The organism is Dinoroseobacter sp. S76 (assembly GCF_049801095.1).
Taxonomy (GTDB): domain Bacteria; phylum Pseudomonadota; class Alphaproteobacteria; order Rhodobacterales; family Rhodobacteraceae; genus Dinoroseobacter.
Genome location: NZ_JBNAGH010000001.1, coordinates 1128235 through 1149888, shown reverse-complemented (window position 1 = coordinate 1149888; position 21654 = coordinate 1128235). Strand labels below are relative to the sequence as shown.

Genomic DNA, 21654 nt, shown 5'->3' with positions numbered 1-21654 from the left:
CATCATGGCTAAGGAAAAGTTTGAGCGTTCTAAACCGCATGTTAACATCGGCACGATCGGGCATGTTGACCACGGCAAGACGACGCTGACGGCTGCGATCACCAAGCAGTTTGGCGACTTCAAGGCCTATGACGAGATCGACGGCGCGCCGGAAGAGAAGGCTCGCGGGATCACGATTTCCACCGCGCACGTGGAATACGAGACCGAGACCCGTCACTACGCCCATGTGGACTGCCCGGGTCACGCCGACTACGTGAAGAACATGATCACCGGCGCGGCCCAGATGGACGGCGCGATCCTCGTGGTGAACGCGGCCGACGGCCCCATGCCCCAGACCCGCGAGCACATCCTGCTCGGCCGTCAGGTGGGTATCCCCTACATGGTCGTCTTCATGAACAAGGTTGACCAGGTCGACGACGAAGAGCTCCTGGAGCTCGTCGAGATGGAAATCCGTGAGCTGCTGGACAGCTACGAGTACCCGGGCGACGATATTCCGATCGTTGCGGGCTCCGCTCTGGCCGCACTCGAGGGCCGTGACGACGCGATCGGCACCGAGAAGATCGCCGAGCTGATGGCGGCTGTGGATGACTACATCCCGACCCCGGCCCGCGCCGTGGACCAGCCCTTCCTGATGCCGATCGAAGACGTGTTCTCGATCTCCGGCCGCGGCACGGTTGTGACCGGTCGTGTGGAGCGTGGCGTGATCAATGTGGGCGACGAGATCGAAATCGTCGGCATCCGCGACACCACCAAGACCACCTGCACCGGTGTGGAAATGTTCCGCAAGCTGCTGGATCGCGGTGAGGCGGGCGACAATATCGGCGCCCTGCTGCGCGGTGTGGACCGTGAAGGTGTCGAGCGCGGGCAGGTTCTCTGCAAGCCGGGCTCCGTGACGCCGCACACCAAGTTCGAAGCCGAAGCCTATATCCTGACCAAGGATGAAGGGGGCCGTCACACGCCGTTCTTCGCGAACTACCGTCCGCAGTTCTACTTCCGGACGACGGATGTGACCGGGACCGTGACGCTGCCGGAAGGCACCGAGATGGTGATGCCGGGCGACAACCTGAAATTCGGTGTCGAGCTGATCGCGCCGATCGCCATGGAAGACGGCCTCCGCTTCGCCATCCGCGAAGGCGGCCGCACCGTCGGCGCGGGCGTCGTCTCCAAAATCATCGAGTAAAAGATCCTGCGCCGTGCCACCCGGCGCGGGCAGATCTCAGCCAATGCAAGAAGGGGCGCCGGAGAGGCGCCCCTTTTTTCGTGCCCAATGCCGGGCGGTTCCGGCGGCGAGAGTTACGCCTGCGCCTTGCGCTTGCGACGCAGACGCCCGAGCCCCATGAGCCCACCTGCAGCAGAGCCCAGCAGCAGCGCCGCCGGGGGAAGCGGCACGGGGGCAGGGGCGCCCGGATCGCGCACGGAGGTAAAGAGGATGTTGTCCATGCCGAACCCGTCCAGTTGCTGACTGGGCAGGCGCGCAAAGAGCGAGAAGGTCATGTAGCTCGCGGTCTCGTCCTCGAAATCCACACCGATGAAGGTCTTCTCGAGCTCACCCTGATCTGCGGCGACATACTCGAACAGCAGCTGATCCTCGTCGTCATAGAACATCAGGGCCGTTTCGCGACCTTGGTCGCCCATATCCGAGAAATCCGCGCCCCAGGCCGAGACATCGGTCAGGAAATCTAGGCGCACCTGTGCATGGTCGGACACGCCGACACAGGCATGGCGCGAGCCGTCAATGGCGTGATAGCCGTCGCAATAGCCAACGGAGGACACCACGTTCCAGGTCTCGTTTCCCGGGGTCACACCGCCTGCGATGCGCATGGGGCCAAGGCTCAGTTCCTGTCCGGTGAAGGAGGATCCTTCGGGGATATCCTCGAAGTCGATCCCGCCTGTGGGGGCGGTGTCCGCCTCAAACGCGGCGCGATCCGCGTAGAGCGTGGCGGCTGTCGCAGCACCGGTCTGGGCCAGCGTGGCGCCGCCCAGCAGCGCAAGCGCGATCAGGGAAAAGGGACGTTGTTTCATGGGGCAATTCCTTTTGGATGTTGTATCGCGCTCCATGTGCCGCAATGAGGTATCCGCAGAATTTCGCCTGTGGTATCAATTGTATCGCTTGCTTGCGATCTGTATCGGCTTTGGACTTTCCTCCGTGCGACGCAGCCGCTAGGCCGGTGTCAGGCGCGCCTGGAGGACCTCATGCCCTTTCCACCCCCCGACACCCCGCATCCCATTGTCTTTCCCGATGGCACCCGGTTTGACGGCACGGTGTTTCTGAACGCGGTGCTGGATCATCCGGGGCTGCGCATCGGCGACTACACCTATTACAGCGATGACGAGATGCCCGAGCCCGACCTGATCCGGCGGCGGCTCTTTCCCTATCTCTATGGCGAGCAACGGATCGAGATCGGCAAGTTCTGCTGCCTCGCCATGGGGGTCTCGTTTGTGACCGACAGCGCCAATCACCGCTATGACGGGTTCAGCGCCTTTCCCTTCGCAATCTTCGACGGGATGTCGCCGGATCGTCCATCCATGCCGGGGCATGCGCCGCGGCCCACGCTGGTTGGTCATGACTGCTGGTTCGGGCGCAATGCGACTGTCTTGCCGGGCGCGCGGTTGGGCCATGGGGTGATTGTCGGGGCGGGTGCCGTGGTCGGTGGGGAGATCCCCGATTACAGCATTGTGGCTGGCAATCCCGGGCGCGTGATCCGGCGGCGCTTCGCGCCCGACGTCATCGACAAGCTCTTGGAGATCGCGTGGTGGGATTGGCCGATCGACCGGATCCTCGCCGCGGAGGCCGAGATCTGCGGTGGCGATATCGCAGCGCTGGAGGCTCTGGCCCCCTAACCCTTCGCAGGATCCTCCGGGGGCGGCTGCATCTGCCAGGCGATCCGGACGTCGGGATTGGCGCGCAGGGCGGCAACGGTTTTGCGCAGGCGGGGGCGTAGCGCCCATCCCGCGGGCAGGGCGTCGCGCATCGCGCGAATGTCGGAGAGCAGTTCCGCATCACTGGCCTGGGAGATCCGGCCGGCCTCGATGATGTCGGGCGTCACCGGCGCGGTGCAGAGAAAGGCGACCGTGTCGCGCGGGGCATGGGCCACGGGCTGGAACGCGCCCCGCATGCGCCACATCTGGGCCGCAAGCCACGGCTGGGACCAATGCAGGAAGTCCTGCTGGATCAACAGGCTCCGCCCCGGGATCAGCGCGGGAAAGAACTGCGCTGCAATCAGGTCCGTGGTCGTGGCGATCTTGGCGGCATCCACCGCCAGAAGCTCGATCTTGCCGCCGGGCCAGCCCAGATCCGGGATATGGCCCACATGGTACCGCATCTGGGCCGCCCAGGGGGCCAGAAAGCTCTGCGCCAAAGGCAGGATATCGCGCCCCTCGAAAGGGGCGATCCCCTCTGCATAGAGCACGTTTTGCTTGGTCTGTTCCTTGGCGGTGAACCGGTCAAAGGCATGGATGATCGCGCCATGCCCCGCGGCCTCGGCCCCTGCTGCGAAACGGGCGGTGGACCCCCCGGCAAACGCGCCCAGATCCACCAGCGCGCCATCCCCGCGCGCCCAATCCCGGGCCGCCCAGTAGTAGAACTGTCGCTCCTGCGGGGCGAGCATGGTGGGCACGGCGATCCCGGCTTCTGCGGCCACGATCTCCGCCGTGCGCCAGGGCTTGGCGTCAAAGCGCGCGCGGACGTCAGACAGCGTGAAAGAGGCAGGGGCAGAGGGCGGGATCGGCATCGCGGCGCAAGATGCGACCGCCCGGATCCATATGCAAGACGAAGTGCCGGGGCGGCGCGGCAAAATCAGCCCGAAAAGCGCCTTGATTTCCTCTGCCGAAACACATACCCCTCGCCTTGGTCTTAGGGGTTTAGCTCAGTTGGTAGAGCATCGGTCTCCAAAACCGAGGGTCGTGGGTTCGAGTCCCTCAGCCCCTGCCAGACCTTTTCCCGCAATTCGATGTGTCCGGGACGCGTGATGCGCGGCCCTCGGGTCGTGCCGCGCCCGCGAGGGGCGCCCGCCTCTTCACAAGATCCGCCGCGCCGCTTACCTGATCCTGCACGGACAGTCGCGCAGTCCAAGGCGGCCTGGCGCCAAATCCCGGGTCGGTGACAGGGGCCTGCCCATGCGGCACCCTCCCTGTTGCACCGCAGCGACGGAGGGGTCATAAGGCGCAGCAAGACAGCCGGAGGGGTTGATGCAGAACTATCTCGATTTCGAAAAGCCGCTCGCAGAGATTGAGGGCAAGGCCGAAGAGCTGCGGGCTGTGGCGCGCACATCCGGGACCATGGATATCGAGAAAGAGGTCTCGGCCCTGGATCGCAAGGCCGAGCAGCTTCTGGCGGATCTCTATGCGGGGCTGTCGCCCTGGCAAAAATGCCTCGTGGCGCGGCATCCTGCGCGGCCCCATTGCATCGATTATATCAACGAGCTCTTCGAGGAATACACGCCGCTTGCGGGGGATCGGAACTTCGCCGACGACCATGCGGTGATGGGCGGGCTGGCGCGGTTCAATGACCGGCCCGTGGTGGTGATCGGCCATGAGAAAGGCCATGACACCAAGACCCGGATCGAGCGGAATTTCGGCATGGCGCGCCCCGAGGGGTATCGCAAGGCGATCCGCCTGATGGATATGGCCCATCGCTTTGGCCTGCCGGTGATCACGCTGGTGGACACGCCGGGCGCCTATCCCGGCAAGGGGGCTGAGGAGCGGGGCCAGTCCGAGGCGATCGCGCGCGCCACCGAGAAGTGTCTGCAGATCGGCGTGCCGCTCATTTCTGTCGTGGTGGGCGAGGGCGGCTCTGGCGGGGCGGTGGCCTTTGCGACGGCCAACCGCGTCGCAATGCTCGAGCATTCGATCTATTCGGTGATCTCCCCCGAAGGCTGCGCCTCGATCCTGTGGAAGGATGCCGAGAAGATGAAAGAGGCCGCCGAGGCCCTGCGTCTGACGGCGCAAGATCTGCACGCGCTGGGTGTGGTCGACCGGATCATCCCCGAGCCCGTGGGCGGTGCGCAGCGGCACAAGGACGACACGATCGCCCGCGTGGGCAAGGCGCTCGAAGGCATGCTGGCCGAGCTGATCGACCGCTCGCCCGAAGCTCTGGTCAAGGACCGCCGGGCGAAGTTTCTGGCCATGGGCTCGCGCGGGCTCGCCGCCTGAGGATTTGACCGCAAGGAGAGGGCGATGGCAGTGGGACGTCTGGTGTGGATCGGCCTTTTGGCCCTTCTGGCGAGCGTCGGCCTCGCGCGCGCAGAGATGCAGAGCCTGACGGTCAGCGCCGCTTATCTCGAACGGATCGCCCTGCCGCCCGATGCCCAGCTCGAGGTCGAGCTGCTCGATACCTCCCGCATGGATGTGGCTGCGATCCGCATCGCCAGCCAGCGGGTCGCCATGACCCGGATACCGATGCGTGTCGCCTTGCCCTATGATCCTGCCGTGATCGATGCGCGCATGACATATACAGTCGCCGCGCGGATCCATTCCGAGGGGCGTGTTGTGTTTCGCACGACCCAGGCTTACCCGGTGCTGACCCGCGGCGCGGGGCAGAGCGTGGATCTGATTCTGCAGCAGGCTGGCGCCGTCAGCCCGCTCACCACGCCGAAGCTGACCGGGATAAGCTGGCAGCTGGTGGCGCTCGACGGTGTCGCGCTGGATGGGGATGTTGTCCCGACCTTGGAGCTGCGGGACGGCGGCGGTGCGAGCGTCTTTGCCGGGTGCAACCGCTTCTCCGGCCGGGTTGAGATCGCTCCGGGGGCGATGGTGTTTCCCAGCCCCATGGCGGGCACCAAGATGGCCTGTCCGCCGCCGCTCGATACGCTTGAGCGCGACGTGATCGCGGCGCTGGAGGCCACCCGCCGCTTCGCGGTGTCGGGCGGGTTCGCCGATCCGATGCTGCGGCTACTGGATGAAGAGGGCGAGGAAACCGCGCTCTTTGCGGCAGCCCCGCGCTAGGGCTCAGACGCTGGGCGCGGCCCCGCAGGCCTCGAACCGGGCAACCTCGGGCGCCGCCCCTTCGAGCGAGAAACTCAGACTGCGCGCGCCGGTCAGCCCCGTGGCCCGGCTGTTCTCGGCGAGCCCGCGCAGCACATTGCCGAACCCGCGATCAATCACCGTCAGCGAGCGACCATCGGGCGACAGGATGTGGCGATCCGTGCTGATCGTCAGGCCGCGCCCACCTTCGAAGCGCAGGGCAAAGACCGGCTGTTGCGGCCAGGGCTCCGGCGCCGTGAGCGTGATCGTGTATTCCGGCCCGACCGAGTCGTAGGTCAGACGAATCTCAGCCCCGGGCTCCGTATGGGTCAGGATGCAGAGCGGGCCGTCGGAGCGCGCCTCCCACGCGGCGGCGGGGAGGGGGAGAAGACAGGCGGCGGCAAGAGCAAGGATCGGGCGCATGCAGGGGATATAGGCGGGCGTGGCGGCTTGGCGATCTCCGTTTCATCCCTCCGGAAGCGCGGCGCTCGGCGCCGGACCGTAAAGCGCGGCCTCCGCCCCGGTCAGGCGCGCCCACATCTGATCGCCCCATGAGAAATGCCACCACTCGGTGGGATTGTTCGCGAACCCCTCTGCCGCCATGACCCAATGGAGCAGACGGCGATTGTCCCGCGCCTCCAGCGCCGAGAAGGACATGGCATCGGCCACATCCTCGAACGCATCCGTGTTCGACAGGGCTGTCACATCGTCAAAGATCGATCCCATGAAGAGCTGCGCGCCCGTCGCCCGCTCGCGCAGGGTCAGATCCACTGCCGCCCCTGTGGCGTGGGGCGGGGGCGAGGCCGGGTCGATCTCGCCGCCTGGCGCTCCCTTGGCCCAGTAGTTTGACACTTCGGCGGCGATCTCTGCCTCGCTCAGCCCGGGCCGCGCGCGGCGCAGGTAGTCGGGCATCCAGTGATCGTGGAAATGGTTCTGCACCGCGATGGGTCGCCAGGCGTCAAACACCCAAAGCTCCAGCCCGTAGGGCGCGAGCCGCGTATTCACGCGCGCCAGCCGGTCCGCCACGTTGGCCCGCAGCAATAAGGCCGTCGTCGCCCCGGTGATCTCGGCGTGATAGGGCGGGTTGAACCGCGCGGCATAGTGGTTCTGGCCCGCGATCCCGTGCCCGGCGATGGCCACCATCGGGTCGCCATAGACCGGGCTGGTCGTGTCAATCGGGTGGGACCGATACCCCGCCTTGCGGGCATGACCCGCCGCCACGGCCTCGGTCAGCGGGCGCGCGCGCAGGGCCGCGAGCGGGCCCTCGGTCAGTCGAAGAGGCTGGTCCATGGCGCGCAGACTGGGCCGTGATGTCGCCGATTGCAACTCGGCGCTTGACCCCGTCGCGCCCGCCCCGCCATATCGCCGCAGCCACGCGTCACCCCGGAGGATCCCATGAGCCGCATTGTCTATGTCAACGGAGAGTATGTGCCCGAAGAAGAGGCCAAGATCTCTGTCTTCGACCGGGGGTTTCTCTTTGCGGATGGCGTCTATGAAGTGACCAGCGTGCTCGAAGGCAAGCTGGTGGATTTCGAGGGCCACGCCAAGCGGCTGGAGCGGTCGCTCTCCGAGCTTGAGATGCCCGCGCCCTGCACGATGGAGGAGCTCTTGGAGATCCACCGGGAGCTTGTGGCGCGCAACGAGGTGACCGAAGGGATGGTCTATCTGCAGGTGACCCGGGGCGCGGCGGACCGGGATTTCGCCTATCCGGCGGAGCCTGTGCCCTCGCTGGTGCTCTTTACCCAAACAAAGACCCTGGCCGATGCGCCCGCCGTGCAGAGCGGGATCAAGGTGATCTCCATTGAGGATGCGCGCTGGGGCCGCCGCGATATCAAGACGGTGCAGCTGCTCTACCCGTCCATGGGCAAGATGATGGCGAAGGCCGCCGGTGTCGATGATGCCTGGATGGTCGAAGACGGGGCCGTGACCGAGGGCACGTCGAACAACGCCTATATCGTCACCCAGGAGGGCACGATTGTGACCCGTCATCTGGGCACCGAGATCCTGCACGGGATCACGCGCGCCGCCGTGCTGCGCTTTGCCCGCGAGGCCCAGATGAAGGTGGAGGAGCGCCCCTTCACCATCGAGGAGGCGCAGAATGCCCGCGAAGCCTTCATCACTTCGGCTTCGACCTTCGTGATGCCCGTGGTGGAGGTGGATGGCGAACAGGTTGGCGACGGCGCGCCGGGGCCGGTGGCCCTGCGCCTGCGCGAGATTTATCTCGAGGAAAGCCGCGCCAAGGCGGTCTGACCGGGCCTAGCTGCGGGGCGTTGCCCCGTCGACCAGAGCGTCGAAATGCGTCCGCAGCTCCTCAGCCGGGCGCACACCCTGCAGGATCTGCTGCACCTCGCCCGCCCCGTCGAGCAGAACGAGTGTCACATGGGATTGCCCGTGCCGATGGGCAAAGGCGGTCCCGTCCGGGGTCCGGATGCTCGCGATCCGGTAGGCGACCCGATCGCTGTCAAACCCCTCCAGCGCCTTGCGCGTCTCGCGCTGCAGCTCGATGCAGAGCGAGCATTGCGGATCATGGATCTGCACGATGGTGGGCAGGCCCGTGCCGATCACGCTCAGATCCTGCTCGGCGATGGTGGCGCGCACGGCATTGACTGAAAACACCCCGATCCCGCCCAGCACCAGCGCGCCGAGCGCGCCATTGCGAAAGGTCTTGAGGGTCTCGCGCTTGGCGGGCACCTCGGGGGCGGCGGATTTCTTGGCGGCTTTGGTGCGGGATTTTGAGGATTTGCGTGGCATGGGGGACCTTGTCACTGAACGGATCCCCTAGCCCTAGCGGGTTTGGCGATCACACGGGGTCACGCTTGCGTCAGAGCGCGCGGGATCCCCGCTGCTGCGATCCGGAAAAGCCATGCTATGCTGGCCGCCCGAGCGAGAAGGATCCTGCATGACCGACCCCGATGCCTATTTCATGCCCGCCGAGGATGCGCCCCACGCGGCGACCTTCATGCAATGGCCGGCCCATCGCCGCGTCTATCGCGACCCGGTCTATCGGGACATGGTGCAACAGACGATCCGGGACATCGCCAACGCGATCGCGGAGTTCGAGCCGGTCTATCTGCTCGCGGATGAGAAGGATCATCGCCGGGCGCGGCGGGGCCTGTCGGGTGGGGTGGTGCTCTGGGATGTCCCGACCGATGATCTCTGGTGCCGGGATGCAGGGCCGATCTTCGTCCAGAATGAAGCGGGCGATCTGGCGGTGCGGCAGATCCAGTTCAATGGCTGGGGCAATCGTCAGCCCCATGGCAATGACGCGCGGGTCGCGGCACGGGTCGCCGAACGGCTCGGCCTGCCCGTCTTGCCCTCGGGTCTCGTGGGCGAAGGGGGCGGGGTGGAGCAGAGCGGCCATGGCCTCCTGATGGCCCATGAAAGCTCCTGGGTGAACCCGAACCGCAATCCGGGCCTGTCGCGCACCGAGACCGGGGCTCGTCTGCTGGCAGCACTTGGCGCGGAGCAGATGATCTGGAGCCCGGGCGTCACGGGCGAGGACATCACCGACTACCATATCGACAGTCTGGCGCGCTTCACTGGCCCGGAACGCGTGTTGATCGCCCTGCCGGACAGGCCGGATCCACGGGATCCCTTCCACCAGGCTGCGCTCGAGACCCATGACATCCTCGCCGCCGCGGGGCTCGAGATCGAGGTGATCCCAGAGCCCGCCCGCGCCCGGATCGAGCATCCGGAGTTTGTGGCGTCCTACGCGAATTTCTATGTCTGCAATGGTGCTGTGATCGCCCCGCATTTCGGGGATGGGGAAACCGACGACATCGCTGCTGAAGCGCTGGCGCGTCATTTCCCGGGGCGGGAGATCGTCATGCTCAATGTCGACCCGCTGGGCGAGCTGGGCGGCGGGATCCATTGTGCAACGCAGCAGATGCCAGCGGCGTAACCCTAGCCTGCGCCGGGGGGCGTCGCGCCCGGTGCGGTGAGGTTGGATGTGACGATCGACCGGTCCTGATCCGGATGCGCGAAATGCGCCCGGCACGCGTCGACCACATGCTGGACGAGGCGCCGAGGGCGGGACCTGTCATAGGCAATTGCGAGGCTGAGCGCCGGGAGCGGATCCGCGATCGGCAGGGTCGCCAGATCGTCCCCGCCATAGCTGACATCCGTGCGCGGGCGCATGTTGAGGATCGCGACCCCGTGGCCTGCGCCCACAAGGCTGCGCACCATCTCGGTCGAGCTGGCATAGGCGGCGATCTGCGGAGCGCGGCGCGCGTCCTTGAACAGCCCCGCATAATAGGCCGCCGCCACGGGCCGGTTCAGCACCACGAGCGGTTCCTGCGCGATCTGGGCCAGGGTCACGCTTGTATGGCGCGCAAGGTCGTGCTCCCGAGGCAGCAGGCAATAGGCCGGCGCGTCGATCAGGACGTCATATTCGATCATCGGGCGGACATCCTCACTGACAAAGAGGATGATGTCATAGGTCCCGTTCAGCAGCCCATCCTGTGCGCGGATATTGTCGCATTCCTCAAGCTCCAGCCGCACCGCGCCGGGGTCCGGCAGGCTCTGGCGAAGGATCCGGGGCAGGAAGGCAGGTGCGATGGGCGCGTAGTAACCGATGCGGAGCGTGCCGCTCAGCGCCTGTTTCAGATCCTCGGTCTCGGCGAGGATCGCGCGGTATTCCTCCAGCAGCCGCTCGAACTTGCGCGCAATGGCCTGCCCGCTCGCCGTGGCTTGGATGCCGCGCGCGCGCTGGCGGGTCACGAGGGTCAGGTCGAACTCCGCCTCGATCTGGTCGATGGCAGCTGAGACAGCGGAGGCCGCGATGTTCAACTCGCCAGCGGCACGGGCGATATTGCCGTGGCGCAGGGCGGTCACGAAATAGGACATGGCGCGCAGGGAGATCGCCATCAAAACCTCGGAAATTCAGATGTTATTGATCCATTAAATCTCTTTTTCATGTGAAGGGCGATCTGTCAAACTCGGGAAAAGCCCATGCGATCCCCGAGGTGACGATGTCCGACGCTCCCCTGAAAGGCTGGAACCACACGCCTTCTGTCCCGATCCAGGTCTCACCCTTCTTCCGCTGGCCCCTGCGCCCGGCGGAGATGCTGCGCTGGGTCTGGAACTCCTGGTTCCTGATCACCGAGAAGCTGATCATCCTCGGCATCGCCTTTGCGTCTTTCTATTGGTTCCAGCCACCGCTGTCGGAAACCAAGACCCTCGCCTTTGGCTGGATCTTCGAAATGTGGCTTCGCAACATGGTGCTGATGAGCGCCGTGGCAGGCGGGCTGCACCTCTATTTCTACACCTTCACCAAGCAAGGGCAGCGGCTGAAATACGACCCGCGCCCCCTGATGAAGAACGGGCGGCAATTCACCCTCGGCGGGCAGATCCGGGACAACATGTTCTGGACACTCGCGAGCGGTGTGACGATCTGGACCGCCTATGAGGTTCTGATGTTCTGGGCGCTGGCCAATGGCTATGCGCCGATGCTGACCTGGGCGGCAAACCCGGTCTGGTTCATTGCGCTCTTCCTGCTGATCCCGGTTTGGGAGAGCTTTTACTTCTACTGGATCCACCGGCTGCTGCATGTGCCGTTTCTCTACAAGCATGTGCATGCCCTGCATCACCGCAACATCAATGTCGGACCGTGGTCGGGCATGTCCATGCATCCCGTGGAGCATCTGATCTATCTCGGCACGGTGCTGATCCACTGGGTCGTGGCGGCCCATCCGGTGCATATCCTCTTCCACATGCAGTATTACACGCTGACCGCGGCCACGACCCATACGGGGTTCGAGGGGTTGGTGGTGAAGGATGAGAACCGGCTGGCCCTGGGGACCTTTCATCATCAGATGCATCACCGGTATTTCGAGTGTAATTACGGCTCGCTCGAGATCCCCTGGGACAAGCTCTTTGGCTCGTTCCATGACGGAACGGTTGAGGCCGATGCCCGCATGAAAGAGCGGCGCAAGCGCATCATGGGGAACTGAGCCAGCTGAAGTGCCCCGCGGCAGAGGCGTGGGGCTTGCGCAGAGCGAACGGCCCGCTCAGCCCTGCTTGTCGGTGACGTTTTCCTTGAAGGCCACGTCGAACTCGGCCTTCTGGGTGGCGCTGGCCTCGGTCTGGTAGTTGGCTTTCCACTCGGACATGGGCATGCCGTAGAAGATCTCCCGTGCTTCGTCCTTGCCGAGGGTGATGCCCTTCTCGGCGGCGGCCTCCTGATACCAGCGGCTTAGGCAGTTCCGGCAGAACCCGGCGAGGTTCATCATGTCGATATTCTGCACATCCGTGCGCTCTTCCATCAGGTGCTTGCGCAGGGTGCGAAAGGCGGCGGCTTCGAGCTCGATCTGGGTCTGGGCGTCGATATCGGCCATGGGTCAGGTCTCCTCCATCTGGGTCTTTGCGGCGCGCAGGAGCCCGGCAAGGCGGAGCCCCCAGGCCGCTTGGGTCTCTGGGGTTGAAATGAGGTCGTTCCGGAGCTCGATCAAGACATGGGGGCGTCCGGGCTGTACCCCGTGCCGGTCCATCGTGTCCCCGGGCAGATGACCGGAATAGGGTTTGTTATCCCCGATGCAGAGATCCGGTTCATCCTGGGCGGCCGCCAGAAAGGGCCGCGCGAGCCGCGCATCTTCGGCATAGAGCACGCCGATATGCCAAGGGCGCGGCGCTCGACCGCGCAGCTGCGGCGTGAAGGAATGGATCGAAACCAGCAAGGCCTCCGGATGCCGCGCCAGCAGCGCGCCCACCGCCTTGTGATAGGGGCGGTGCCAGTCGGTGATCCGGCGCGCGCGTTCGGTGGCGTCCGCATGGCGGTTGCCCGGAATGATCGAGCCGTCATAGAGCCGCATGAGCAGGGTCGGATCATCCTCCGACCGGTTCGGGTCGATCACCAGCCGCGAGAAGGTCGAGATCACAGCAGGCGCCGCAAGCTCTGCCGCCAGCGCCCGGGTCACGCCCTCGGCCCCGGGGTCAAAGGCGATGTGGCGGGCCATATCCTCTGGCGGCAAGCCGAGATTGCCTCCCGCCACGGTGTCGGGCACCCAGTTCCGCGCGTGGTCGCAAATCAGCACCCAATCCGGCGCTGTGGGGCCGGGCACCTCGAGAAAGGCAGGGGCGTCGGTCTGTGATCCTGTTGTCATGGGCTTAGGCCATAGCCTCCTTTGCGGGGCGGGGCCAGACCTCCGCCTGCTGCAACTGCAAAACGCGATGGAATCCCGTTAAGCGACATGATACCGCTAACGGCGACGGGACCGTCCGGACCGAGGGAGCCGATTGTGAGACGCCATAGAAATCTGAAAATTGTTGCAACGCTGGGCCCGAGCTCCAGTGATTACGAGACTATTAGAGCATTGTTCGAAACAGGCGCGGATGTCTTTCGCCTGAATATGAGCCATGGCAGCCACGAGGATGTGGCCGCGCGGCACGAGATCATCCGCCAGGTGGAAAAAGACACCGGGCGCCCGATTGCGATTCTGGCGGATCTGCAGGGCCCGAAACTGCGAGTCGGTGCGTTTTCCGACGGGCCGCATCAGCTGGAGCTGGGCCAATCCTTCCGTCTGGACCTCGACCCGGCGGAAGGGGATGCGACCCGTGTCTGCCTGCCCCATAAGGAGATTTTCGACGCGCTGGAGCCCGGCGCGCGCCTTCTGGTCAATGACGGTAAGGTGGTTCTGAAGGTCACCTCTTGCGGGGAGGACTTCGCCGAGACCGAAGTGACCGTGGCCGGCGAAATCTCCGACCGGAAGGGTGTGAACGTGCCGGATGTGGTGCTGCCGCTGGCGGCCCTCTCGGACAAGGACCGCGCGGATCTGGAATTTGTCTGCACACTCGGGGTCGAGTGGCTGGCGCTGTCCTTCGTGCAGCGCGCCGAAGACGTGCAGGAGGCGCGCAAGCTGGCCGGGGGCCGGGCGGCGATCCTCTCCAAGATCGAGAAACCCGCCGCGGTCGAGGCCTATGAAGAGATCCTCGCTGCTTCGGACGGGATCATGGTGGCGCGCGGTGATCTGGGCGTCGAGTTGCCGGTGCAGAAAGTGCCGCCGATCCAGAAACGCCTCGTGCGCGGGGCGCGGCGCGAGGCCAAGCCGGTCATCGTGGCGACCCAGATGCTCGAGAGCATGATCACCTCGCCCATGCCCACCCGTGCCGAGGTGTCGGACGTGGCGGCGGCGATCTATGAGGGCGCGGATGCCGTCATGCTCAGCGCGGAATCCGCCGCCGGGCAATTCCCGATCGAGGCCGTGCGGACCATGAACAACGTGGCCATCGAGGTTGAGAGCGATCCGACCTACCGCCAGGTGATCGAGGCCTCGCGCCCCGGCGCCCGCTCGACCGTGGCGGACGGGATCGTCTCGGCGGCCCGCGAGATCGCCGAGACCACCTCGGGGATCAAGGCGATCTGCTGTTTCTCGGAATCCGGCACGACCGTGTCCAAGGTCAGCCGCGAGAAGCCGCGCGTGCCGATCATCGCCCTGACCAGCCGTCTCGGCACGGCGCGCAAGCTCTGCCTGACCTGGGGCGCCCATTGCGTGATGGTCACCGAGATCTCGCGCTTCAAGATGGCGGTGGTTGCCGCTGCGCGGGCCGCCCGCACCGAGGAGTTCGCCACCGAGGCCGACCAGATCCTGGTTGTTGCCGGTGTCCCCTTCAATCAGGCGGGCAGCACGAACATTCTGCGCGTGGCCCCTTGTGAAGAGCGTCTGATCTTCTCGACCGAACCGGGCTGAGGCCGCCATGATCACGGAGCTAACACTGGTCTTCGGACTGCTTTGTGTTGTGTTCTCCGTGACGCGCAGCCTCGTGGCGTCTATCGAGGAGCGGCCGATCTGGCCGACCCTCGGCCTTGGGGCGGTCGGTCTGCTCTTGCTCGGGATCGCCTGGTACACCGATCCGGATGGCCTCCGGATCGGGGATGTACCCATCGCGGTGGTCAAACTGTTCCGGGTGCTGTCCGACTAGCGTTGCCCTGCGCCTGCGTCTTGTCTTAAGCGGAACCCGTGGCCACATGCAAGGCATGACCCAGCCCCCACTCGACCGCTCCCTTTCGACGCGCGGCCCGCGCGATGTCACCCTGCACCCGGGCTTCCCGGAAGATCAGCGTGATCAGGCGGCGATACTCTTCTGGCAGGCCTTTCACGGCAAGCTGCACCGCATCTTGACCCCCGAGGAGAAAGCGCTTGGCTTCCTGCGCCGGGTGGCTGACCCGACTTTTGCCATCAGCGCGCTCTCGCCGGAGGGTCGTTTGCTGGGCGTGGCCGGGTTCAAGACGGCGGGCGGTGGCTTCATGGGCGGCGAGCTGTCCGATCTGCAGGCTGTGTTCGGGCGGTTTGGCGGGCTGTGGCGCGGGATTGCCCTGTCCGTGCTGGAGCGTCCCGTGGCCCCCGGCATCCTCCTGATGGACGGGATCATGGTTGACCCGGTCGCGCGCGGGCAGGGGATCGGACAAAGGCTCCTGACAGCGATCAAGGCCCGCGCCGGTGATCTGGGCTGCAACCGGGTCCGGCTCGATGTGATCGACACCAATCCCCGGGCCCGCGCTCTCTACACGCGCGAGGGCTTTGTCGCCGGGGAGACCGCCCATCTCGGACCGCTCCGCTATATCTTTGGCTTTCGCGCGGCCACAACGATGACCTACACCCTCTAGCCCCTGCGCCTGGGCACTCGACAGGGCGATCCCTCTCTGACACGGTCGAGGCTCTGGGAGAGGAGGCAAAGATGACCACACAAGACAGGCTCGAGGCGCTGGCCAGGGACTATACGGCGGCCTGGAATTCCGGCGATCCGAATGCGGTTGCGGGGTTCTACGCCGAAGAGGGCGGGATCATCATCAATCGCGGTGACCCGTGGCAGGGCCGCGCCAAGGTGGCCGAGATGGCGGCGGGGTTTTTTGCGGATGTTCCGGACCTAAGCCTGCGCTGTGACGCGATCCGCGGGGCGGGCACGCATGTGATCTATGTCTGGACCTTCACAGGCCATGACGCGACCTCCGGACGACCCCTCGATGTGCGCGGTTGGGAAGAGTGGGAGCTCGACGCCGATCTCAAGGTGCGCCAGTCCTATGGCTGGTTCGATGCCGAGGACTACGCCCGTCAGGCTGGCGGCTGAGCACAGGGCCCTGCGTCACAGGCGTAAAGGGCTTGCCAATTCCCGGCACCTGTCCTAAACGCGCACGCTCAAGCCCGAGACCGGCCCGAGTGGCATGCCGAGTCGCGGGATCAAGCGTAGACGACAGGAGACGCAAATGCCCAAGATGAAGACGAAGTCGAGCGCCAAGAAGCGCTTCAAGATGACGGCCAGTGGCAAGGTCAAAGCCGGTCAGGCCGGCAAGCGCCACGGCATGATCAAGCGGACCACGAAGTTCATTCGCACCGCGCGGGGCACCACGACCCTCAGCGCGCCCGATGCGAAGATCGTCAAGTCCTACATGCCCTACTCGCGCTAAGGAGACCGGAATATGTCCCGTACCAAAGGTGGAACCGTCACCCACGCCCGTCACAAGAAGGTCACCGATGCCGCGAAAGGCTATTACGGTCGCCGCAAGAACACCTTCAAGGTCGCCCGTCAGGCGGTCGACAAGGCCAACCAATACGCCACGCGCGACCGCAAGGCCCGCAAGCGCCAGTTCCGCGCCCTGTGGATCCAGCGGATCAACGCCGCCGTGCGCGCCCATGACGAAGCGCTGACATACTCGCGCTTCATCAACGGCCTGTCCCTGGCCGGGATCGAAGTGGACCGCAAGGTTCTGGCCGATCTGGCCGTGCATGAGCCCGATGCGTTCAACGCGATCGTGGATCAGGCCAAGGCAGCCCTGCCCGCGTAACGCGCCGCAGAGCCCGAGTTCAGAAAGCCGCGCCTTCGGGCGCGGTTTTTTTGTGCCCGCTGCGCTGTCCTCCCAAAGCCCCCTTCGCGGGCGTGGCAGCAAATCTATTGCTTTGTCAGGCCATTGTCGGGCATTCTGCAACTCCTGTGCAGGAGACACGGGGGAAGGGGCCCCAGACGCGGCAAACGCGCCGTCCCTTGACCAAAAGGCAGCCGACGGCCTCCGGGTATGTCGGCGCGAAGACCCGGGGGGACATGCCGTGGAGGCTTTGACACTCACCTTTCCGATGGTGGTCGTGCTCGGCCTTCTCGGGTTCACGGTGGCCCTGTTCGTATCGGAAGTGGTCCGCATCGACTTTGCCGCGATCCTCGTGATGGTTCTGCTGGGCCTGCTCAGCCAGCTTCCCGGACTGCACTCGCTGGCCGATGTCAGCACGCTCTTTGACGGGCTCGCCTCGAACGCGGTGGTGTCGATCATCGCGGTGATGATCATTGGCGCGGGCCTCGACAAGACGGGGCTCATGAGCAAGGTCGCTGCGGTGATCCTCAAGCGTGGCGGCAGCTCGGAAACCCGCGTGGTGCCGATCATCTCGGGCACGGTCGGGATCATCTCGTCCTTCATGCAGAATGTTGGCGCGGCGGCGCTGTTCCTGCCCGTGGTCAGCCGGATCGCCGTGCGCACGGGCCTGTCGCTCAGCCGGTTGCTGATGCCCATGGGGTTCTGCGCCATTCTGGGCGGGACACTGACCATGGTCGGGTCCTCGCCACTGATCCTGTTGAACGATCTCCTGCTCGCCGCCAACCGCTCCTTGCCCGAAACCGCGCAGATGGAAACTTACGGGCTCTTCTCCGTCACGCCCGTGGGGCTCGCGCTGGTGGCGACGGGGATCCTCTATTTCATGTTGTTCGGGCGCTGGGTGCTGCCGAGCGGGCAGAAGGGCGGCGATGCCACCAGCGGGCAATCCACCCGCGATTACCTGAAGAATATCTATGGCCTGCGCACGGATATCTTTGAGATCACGATCCCCGCGGGGCATGATGTGGCCGGTCAGACCTATGATGATCTGATGAAGAAATACCATGTCTACATCATCGGCAGCGCCTATCAGGGCAAGACCTGGTTCGCGCCGGTGATCCAGACCGAGATCACGCCGCCCTGCCGACTGGCCGTGCTGGGCCGGGCGCGCGAGGTCCGGCATATGGCCGAGGATATGGGGTTCACGCTCCATGACCGGCTCGATGTCTTTGCCGAGGATTACGCGCCCACGAAATCCGGTGTGGCCGAGGTGGTGATCCCGCCCGGCTCCTCGCTGATCGGGAAATGCGCCCATGATGTGGTGTTCCGCAAGACCTATGGCGCCAGCATGCTTGCGATCCATCGGAGCGAGGAGACCCTGAGCTTTGTCGAGACCGAGGATCACAGGCACACCCAGATCGGCGAGGTGCCCTTCCATGCGGGCGATACGCTGGTCCTCCTGACAACGTGGGAGGCGCTGACCCGGCTCAGCCGCAATCGGGATTTCGTGGTGGTCACGACCGACTACCCGCAGGAGGAGCTGCGCCCCAAGAAGGTCGGCTGGGCGCTTTTCTTCTTCGCCATCGCCCTCGGTCTTATCCTCTTGACGGATCTGCGCCTGTCGCTCTGCCTTCTGACGGGGGCGGCGGGCATGATCCTGACCCGCGTGCTCGATATCGACGACGCTTATGAGGCTGTCAGTTGGAGCACCGTGTTCCTCTTGGCCAGCCTCATTCCCCTGGGGCAGGCGGTGCAAAGCTCAGGGACTGCGGCCTGGATTGCGCAGCAAATTCTGGTGCTCCTCGACGGATGGCCGCTCTGGTCGCTGCAGGCAGGGCTTGCTGTGCTGGCGACGGTGTTCACGCTGATCATGTCCAATGTGGGGGCGACCGTGCTGCTGGTTCCGCTGGCGATTTCCATCGCCACGGCTGCCGGAGGGGACCCGGCGCTTTTTGCGCTGACCGTGGCGATTTCGACCTCGAATTCCTTCCTGATCCCAACCCATCAGGTGAACGCGCTGATCATGGGGCCTGCGGGCTATAAAGTGACCGATTTCATCAAGAGCGGCGGGATTATGACGCTCTTGTTCCTGGTGGTGTCGCTGACCGTGATGAACCTCGTTTTCTGATCTCTGACCAGCTTTGTTCACCTTTTGTTTGCCACTTTGCGCCATAGCTTGGGGGACCCCGAGGGCGTGACCCACCGCGCCCCGCTTTCAATGCGAGGACCACCGGCGGCATGGCGCGGATCAGCGAGATGCATTACTCGAACGCCTATGCCAAGAAATCCGGCGTGTCGGAGTTTCTGGAGGTGTCCTTGGATCCGTCCGAGGATCCGGCCAATTACACGGTCAGCTTCTACAATCACGACGGCAAGACGACGATGGAGGTCGATCTCGACCATGACGATGTCCGCGTCTCCTACGACCCGGATTCGGGCGAGAATGTCTATGTGATCTCGCAGGAGGATTTCGGCATCCTGCTGACGGACCCGGATGGCGGCGGGAAGTACAATTCCGAGGCCTTTGCCCTGACCAATACCTCCAATGATGAGGTGATCGATTTCTACGACATCGGCGGCGGTACCAAGAATATCGAAGCGGTGGAGGGGGCGGCCTCGGGCGCGGTCTCGACCAACATTCCCCTGCCCACCAGCGCGAATGCCTCGACCTATTCCATCCAGTTCAACCAGCCCGACCCGACCACGCCGGTCTTCATGGCGGTCAATGCGGGCGATAGCGGGGTGTGCTTCACCCCCGGTACCATGATCGACATGGAATTTGGTGCGCGTGCGGTCGAGGATCTGGTCCCAGGGGATCGGGTCTGGACCCGGGATGCGGGGATCCAGACCTTGCGCTGGGTCAGCGCGCGGACCGTGCCTGCGGCGGGGATCCTTGCGCCGGTTCGGATCTCGGCGGGGATGTTTGGGCTGACGGCGCCGCTTCTGGTCTCGCCCCAGCATCGGATGTTGCTGACCGGCTGGCAGGCCGAGCTTCTGACCGGGCGCGACGAGGTCCTCGTGGCCGCGCGCCATTTGGTGGATGGCGACCGTGTGATGCGCTGGCCCGGTGGCATGGTGCGCTATATCCACCTGCTCTTTGACACCCACCAACTGGTCTGTGCCAATGGCGCCTGGTCCGAGAGCTTTCATCCCGGCCAGCAGGCTTTGGATACGCTGGATCCGGCGGCACGGGCGGAGCTCTCGACGCTCTTTCCCGGGCTCGTGGCCGATGCGGCCAGCTATGGGCATAGCGCCCGAATGACCCTCCGCGCCCATGAAGCGCAGCTTCTCCGGCAGGGTGGAATGGTCTGAGCGGTTGCATTCGGTCTCCGGGCTCGCTACCTCCGGGCGCGACGCAGGACGAGGCGAATGACCATGGAAGATCTCAAAGCGAAATACCTGACGGCGATTGCCGAGGCAGCGGACGAGTCGGCGCTGGAGAGCTTGCGCGTGGCCGCCGTGGGCAAGAAGGGCGAGGTCAGCCTGAAGATGCGCGAGCTGGGCAAGATGACGCCCGAGGAGCGGCAGGTTGCCGGCCCCGCGCTCAACGCCCTGAAGGATGAGATCAACTCGGCCCTGTCCGCCAAGAAAGCCGCCCTCGCCGATGCGGCACTGGATGAGCGTCTGCGCTCGGAATGGCTCGACGTGACCTTGCCGGGTCGGCAGCGGCCCGCGGGCACGCTCCACCCGATCAGCCAGGTGTCGGAAGAGGTCGCCGCGATCTTCGCCGATATGGGCTTTGCCGTGGCCGAAGGCCCGCGGGTGGAGAGCGATTGGTACAATTTCGACGCGCTCAACATTCCGGGCCACCACCCGGCGCGGGCCGAGATGGATACCTTCTATATGAAGCGCGCCGAGGGCGATAACCGCCCGCCCCATGTGCTACGGACGCACACTTCGCCGGTGCAGATCCGCTCCATGCAGGAGCATGGCGCACCGTTGCGGGTGATCTGCCCGGGCGGGGTCTATCGCTGCGACTATGACCAGACCCACACGCCGATGTTCCACCAGGTCGAAGGGCTGGCGATCGATAAAGACATCTCCATGGCGAACCTGAAATGGGTCCTTGAGGAGTTCGTGCGCAGCTATTTCGAAGTGGACGATGTGGAGCTGCGCTTCCGTGCTTCCCACTTCCCCTTCACCGAGCCCTCGGCGGAGGTCGATATCCGCTGCTCCTGGGAGGGCGGTCAGCTCAAGGTCGGCGAGGGCGATGACTGGCTCGAGATCCTCGGTTCCGGCATGGTGCATCCCAAAGTGCTCGAGGCGGGCGGGATCGATCCGGCGGAATGGCAGGGCTTCGCTTTCGGCATGGGGATCGACCGGATCGCGATGCTGAAATACGGCATCCCCGACCTGCGTGCCTTCTTCGACTCGGACCTGCGCTGGCTGCGGAACTACGGCTTCCGCGCGCTGGACGTGCCGACGATCAATGCGGGTCTGAGCCGGTGAACCACGTTAAAAACCGGCTAGAAGCCTGAGCGGAGTATCTCACTCGGTCGGGCCAGTTAACTGCTACGGTCGCAGCCAATCGCGGCCCCTTTCGGTATGCCGCGACTCGCGCCAAGCTCTCCGAATTGACGCAGGCAAGTTCGCGTCATCGCCACAATATAGCCAATCCAAAGAGAGCCCATAGACATTCCTTAGTTTAGCGGCAGCATCTACAGAGACACGCTTAGTCCCTGTTTCCCAACTGGCAAGCGAAGTTCTCTTTAGCCCAGCGTTTGCAGCATAGTCGGCCTGCCTCAATTTCTCAAATTCTAGGCGGTGCCAGCGCAATCGAGCACCTATTTCGGCATATGGGTTTGCGGATGTGTCTGCAGGTAGTCTGTTTTTGAAAACCATGAATTAGCCTCTCACTTTGAACAAAGTGCCGCAAGGCCAAACAGTTGCTCAATGCGGGC

Annotated in this window: 25 protein-coding genes and 1 tRNA gene; 17 read left to right on the top strand and 9 right to left on the bottom strand. The window is 64.8% G+C overall.

Annotation, left to right across the window (positions count from 1 at the left end; translation table 11 throughout):
* The first annotated feature begins 4 nt into the window (after positions 1-4).
* Positions 5-1180, top strand: coding sequence for an elongation factor Tu (tuf, locus tag ACP153_RS05745; RefSeq protein ID WP_424969927.1), 1176 nt, complete (start codon positions 5-7; stop codon positions 1178-1180).
* Positions 1181-1293: 113 nt separating this feature from the next.
* Here the strand turns inward: tuf and ACP153_RS05740 are convergent, their stop codons facing one another.
* Complete coding sequence (locus ACP153_RS05740; RefSeq protein ID WP_424969988.1) at positions 1294-2022, bottom strand: hypothetical protein; 729 nt, start codon at positions 2020-2022, stop codon at positions 1294-1296.
* 171 nt (positions 2023-2193) lie between these two features.
* Between ACP153_RS05740 and ACP153_RS05735 the strand changes: the two genes are divergently transcribed.
* The gene (locus ACP153_RS05735; RefSeq protein ID WP_424969987.1) at positions 2194-2841 is read left to right on the top strand and encodes a CatB-related O-acetyltransferase; all 648 of its coding nucleotides are present in this window, start codon (positions 2194-2196) and stop codon (positions 2839-2841) included.
* On the opposite strand, the gene ACP153_RS05730 is transcribed toward ACP153_RS05735, so the two are convergent.
* Complete coding sequence (locus tag ACP153_RS05730; protein ID WP_424969985.1) at positions 2838-3731, bottom strand: hypothetical protein; 894 nt, start codon at positions 3729-3731, stop codon at positions 2838-2840. The genes ACP153_RS05735 and ACP153_RS05730 overlap by 4 nt on opposite strands.
* Positions 3732-3855: 124 nt before the next feature.
* Here ACP153_RS05730 and ACP153_RS05725 point away from each other — a divergent pair.
* From ACP153_RS05725 to ACP153_RS05715, 3 genes are all read left to right on the top strand, one after another.
* Positions 3856-3931 (top strand) — tRNA-Trp (locus ACP153_RS05725).
* A gap of 257 nt (positions 3932-4188) precedes the next feature.
* Positions 4189-5151 (top strand): acetyl-CoA carboxylase carboxyltransferase subunit alpha, encoded by a 963-nt coding sequence (locus tag ACP153_RS05720; protein ID WP_424969984.1) that lies wholly within the window; start codon positions 4189-4191, stop codon positions 5149-5151.
* Positions 5152-5175: 24 nt separating this feature from the next.
* Entirely contained in the window at positions 5176-5943 is a 768-nt protein-coding gene (locus ACP153_RS05715; protein WP_424969983.1) for a YbaY family lipoprotein, read from the top strand.
* Between the two features lie 3 nt (positions 5944-5946).
* Here the strand turns inward: ACP153_RS05715 and ACP153_RS05710 are convergent, their stop codons facing one another.
* The gene (locus ACP153_RS05710) at positions 5947-6384 is read right to left on the bottom strand and encodes a hypothetical protein (RefSeq protein WP_424969982.1); all 438 of its coding nucleotides are present in this window, start codon (positions 6382-6384) and stop codon (positions 5947-5949) included.
* 42 nt (positions 6385-6426) lie between these two features.
* Positions 6427-7251, bottom strand: a complete 825-nt coding sequence (locus tag ACP153_RS05705; RefSeq protein ID WP_424969981.1) for a M15 family metallopeptidase — start codon at positions 7249-7251, stop codon at positions 6427-6429.
* A 105-nt stretch (positions 7252-7356) separates the two neighbouring features.
* Between ACP153_RS05705 and ACP153_RS05700 the strand changes: the two genes are divergently transcribed.
* Entirely contained in the window at positions 7357-8211 is an 855-nt protein-coding gene (locus ACP153_RS05700; RefSeq protein WP_424969979.1) for a D-amino-acid transaminase, read from the top strand.
* A 6-nt stretch (positions 8212-8217) separates the two neighbouring features.
* Here ACP153_RS05700 and ACP153_RS05695 read toward each other — a convergent pair whose 3' ends face one another.
* Positions 8218-8712 (bottom strand): hypothetical protein, encoded by a 495-nt coding sequence (locus tag ACP153_RS05695; RefSeq protein WP_424969977.1) that lies wholly within the window; start codon positions 8710-8712, stop codon positions 8218-8220.
* A gap of 148 nt (positions 8713-8860) precedes the next feature.
* On the opposite strand from ACP153_RS05695, the gene ACP153_RS05690 reads away from it, so the two are divergent.
* A complete protein-coding gene (locus ACP153_RS05690; protein ID WP_424969976.1) occupies positions 8861-9862 on the top strand; it encodes an agmatine deiminase family protein in 1002 nt (333 codons plus the stop codon).
* A gap of 2 nt (positions 9863-9864) precedes the next feature.
* On the opposite strand, the gene ACP153_RS05685 is transcribed toward ACP153_RS05690, so the two are convergent.
* Positions 9865-10827: a LysR family transcriptional regulator gene (locus ACP153_RS05685; RefSeq protein ID WP_424969975.1), complete on the bottom strand. Its 963-nt coding sequence runs from the start codon at positions 10825-10827 to the stop codon at positions 9865-9867.
* 104 nt (positions 10828-10931) lie between these two features.
* Here ACP153_RS05685 and ACP153_RS05680 point away from each other — a divergent pair, with 104 nt between their 5' ends.
* Positions 10932-11912 (top strand): sterol desaturase family protein, encoded by a 981-nt coding sequence (locus ACP153_RS05680; RefSeq protein ID WP_424969974.1) that lies wholly within the window; start codon positions 10932-10934, stop codon positions 11910-11912.
* A gap of 57 nt (positions 11913-11969) precedes the next feature.
* Here the strand turns inward: ACP153_RS05680 and ACP153_RS05675 are convergent, their stop codons facing one another.
* Together ACP153_RS05675 and ACP153_RS05670 are read right to left on the bottom strand one after the other, a co-directional pair.
* Positions 11970-12287, bottom strand: a complete 318-nt coding sequence (locus ACP153_RS05675) for a DUF1244 domain-containing protein (protein WP_424970026.1) — start codon at positions 12285-12287, stop codon at positions 11970-11972.
* A 12-nt stretch (positions 12288-12299) separates the two neighbouring features.
* A complete protein-coding gene (locus ACP153_RS05670; protein ID WP_424969973.1) occupies positions 12300-13061 on the bottom strand; it encodes an N-formylglutamate amidohydrolase in 762 nt (253 codons plus the stop codon).
* Between the two features lie 135 nt (positions 13062-13196).
* Between ACP153_RS05670 and pyk the strand changes: the two genes are divergently transcribed.
* The 9 genes from pyk (at position 13197) to pheS (ending at position 21202) form a co-directional block, all read left to right on the top strand.
* Positions 13197-14645 carry a pyruvate kinase gene (gene pyk, locus ACP153_RS05665; RefSeq protein WP_424969972.1) on the top strand — a complete coding sequence of 483 codons (1449 nt, stop codon included), beginning with the start codon at positions 13197-13199 and terminating at the stop codon, positions 14643-14645.
* 7 nt (positions 14646-14652) lie between these two features.
* A complete protein-coding gene (locus ACP153_RS05660) occupies positions 14653-14877 on the top strand; it encodes a hypothetical protein (RefSeq protein ID WP_424969971.1) in 225 nt (74 codons plus the stop codon).
* Between the two features lie 55 nt (positions 14878-14932).
* Complete coding sequence (locus ACP153_RS05655) at positions 14933-15562, top strand: GNAT family N-acetyltransferase (protein WP_424969970.1); 630 nt, start codon at positions 14933-14935, stop codon at positions 15560-15562.
* A gap of 71 nt (positions 15563-15633) precedes the next feature.
* Positions 15634-16023 carry a nuclear transport factor 2 family protein gene (locus ACP153_RS05650; protein WP_424969969.1) on the top strand — a complete coding sequence of 130 codons (390 nt, stop codon included), beginning with the start codon at positions 15634-15636 and terminating at the stop codon, positions 16021-16023.
* Positions 16024-16159: 136 nt separating this feature from the next.
* A complete protein-coding gene (rpmI, locus tag ACP153_RS05645) occupies positions 16160-16360 on the top strand; it encodes a 50S ribosomal protein L35 (protein WP_424968729.1) in 201 nt (66 codons plus the stop codon).
* 12 nt (positions 16361-16372) lie between these two features.
* Positions 16373-16738 (top strand): 50S ribosomal protein L20, encoded by a 366-nt coding sequence (rplT, locus tag ACP153_RS05640; RefSeq protein ID WP_424968728.1) that lies wholly within the window; start codon positions 16373-16375, stop codon positions 16736-16738.
* A gap of 259 nt (positions 16739-16997) precedes the next feature.
* Entirely contained in the window at positions 16998-18881 is a 1884-nt protein-coding gene (locus ACP153_RS05635) for an SLC13 family permease (protein WP_424969967.1), read from the top strand.
* Positions 18882-18991: 110 nt separating this feature from the next.
* Positions 18992-20065, top strand: coding sequence for a Hint domain-containing protein (locus ACP153_RS05630; RefSeq protein WP_424969966.1), 1074 nt, complete (start codon positions 18992-18994; stop codon positions 20063-20065).
* Positions 20066-20128: 63 nt separating this feature from the next.
* Entirely contained in the window at positions 20129-21202 is a 1074-nt protein-coding gene (pheS, locus tag ACP153_RS05625) for a phenylalanine--tRNA ligase subunit alpha (RefSeq protein ID WP_424970025.1), read from the top strand.
* Between the two features lie 63 nt (positions 21203-21265).
* Here the strand turns inward: pheS and ACP153_RS05620 are convergent, their stop codons facing one another.
* Positions 21266-21595 (bottom strand): helix-turn-helix domain-containing protein, encoded by a 330-nt coding sequence (locus ACP153_RS05620; protein WP_424969964.1) that lies wholly within the window; start codon positions 21593-21595, stop codon positions 21266-21268.
* Positions 21596-21654: the final 59 nt, after the last annotated feature.

What these genes read in the sequence shown, in the direction of transcription:
- tuf (WP_424969927.1), top strand. Translation starts at nt 5, where the DNA reads ATGGCTAAGGAAAAGTTTGAGCGTTCTAAACCGCATGTTAACATCGGC.
- ACP153_RS05740 (WP_424969988.1), bottom strand. Translation starts at nt 2,022, where the DNA reads ATGAAACAACGTCCCTTTTCCCTGATCGCGCTTGCGCTGCTGGGCGGC.
- ACP153_RS05735 (WP_424969987.1), top strand. Translation starts at nt 2,194, where the DNA reads ATGCCCTTTCCACCCCCCGACACCCCGCATCCCATTGTCTTTCCCGAT.
- ACP153_RS05730 (WP_424969985.1), bottom strand. Translation starts at nt 3,731, where the DNA reads ATGCCGATCCCGCCCTCTGCCCCTGCCTCTTTCACGCTGTCTGACGTC.
- ACP153_RS05720 (WP_424969984.1), top strand. Translation starts at nt 4,189, where the DNA reads ATGCAGAACTATCTCGATTTCGAAAAGCCGCTCGCAGAGATTGAGGGC.
- ACP153_RS05715 (WP_424969983.1), top strand. Translation starts at nt 5,176, where the DNA reads ATGGCAGTGGGACGTCTGGTGTGGATCGGCCTTTTGGCCCTTCTGGCG.
- ACP153_RS05710 (WP_424969982.1), bottom strand. Translation starts at nt 6,384, where the DNA reads ATGCGCCCGATCCTTGCTCTTGCCGCCGCCTGTCTTCTCCCCCTCCCC.
- ACP153_RS05705 (WP_424969981.1), bottom strand. Translation starts at nt 7,251, where the DNA reads ATGGACCAGCCTCTTCGACTGACCGAGGGCCCGCTCGCGGCCCTGCGC.
- ACP153_RS05700 (WP_424969979.1), top strand. Translation starts at nt 7,357, where the DNA reads ATGAGCCGCATTGTCTATGTCAACGGAGAGTATGTGCCCGAAGAAGAG.
- ACP153_RS05695 (WP_424969977.1), bottom strand. Translation starts at nt 8,712, where the DNA reads ATGCCACGCAAATCCTCAAAATCCCGCACCAAAGCCGCCAAGAAATCC.
- ACP153_RS05690 (WP_424969976.1), top strand. Translation starts at nt 8,861, where the DNA reads ATGACCGACCCCGATGCCTATTTCATGCCCGCCGAGGATGCGCCCCAC.
- ACP153_RS05685 (WP_424969975.1), bottom strand. Translation starts at nt 10,827, where the DNA reads ATGGCGATCTCCCTGCGCGCCATGTCCTATTTCGTGACCGCCCTGCGC.
- ACP153_RS05680 (WP_424969974.1), top strand. Translation starts at nt 10,932, where the DNA reads ATGTCCGACGCTCCCCTGAAAGGCTGGAACCACACGCCTTCTGTCCCG.
- ACP153_RS05670 (WP_424969973.1), bottom strand. Translation starts at nt 13,061, where the DNA reads ATGACAACAGGATCACAGACCGACGCCCCTGCCTTTCTCGAGGTGCCC.
- ACP153_RS05660 (WP_424969971.1), top strand. Translation starts at nt 14,653, where the DNA reads ATGATCACGGAGCTAACACTGGTCTTCGGACTGCTTTGTGTTGTGTTC.
- ACP153_RS05655 (WP_424969970.1), top strand. Translation starts at nt 14,933, where the DNA reads ATGACCCAGCCCCCACTCGACCGCTCCCTTTCGACGCGCGGCCCGCGC.
- ACP153_RS05650 (WP_424969969.1), top strand. Translation starts at nt 15,634, where the DNA reads ATGACCACACAAGACAGGCTCGAGGCGCTGGCCAGGGACTATACGGCG.
- rpmI (WP_424968729.1), top strand. Translation starts at nt 16,160, where the DNA reads ATGCCCAAGATGAAGACGAAGTCGAGCGCCAAGAAGCGCTTCAAGATG.
- rplT (WP_424968728.1), top strand. Translation starts at nt 16,373, where the DNA reads ATGTCCCGTACCAAAGGTGGAACCGTCACCCACGCCCGTCACAAGAAG.
- ACP153_RS05630 (WP_424969966.1), top strand. Translation starts at nt 18,992, where the DNA reads ATGGCGCGGATCAGCGAGATGCATTACTCGAACGCCTATGCCAAGAAA.
- pheS (WP_424970025.1), top strand. Translation starts at nt 20,129, where the DNA reads ATGGAAGATCTCAAAGCGAAATACCTGACGGCGATTGCCGAGGCAGCG.
- ACP153_RS05620 (WP_424969964.1), bottom strand. Translation starts at nt 21,595, where the DNA reads ATGGTTTTCAAAAACAGACTACCTGCAGACACATCCGCAAACCCATAT.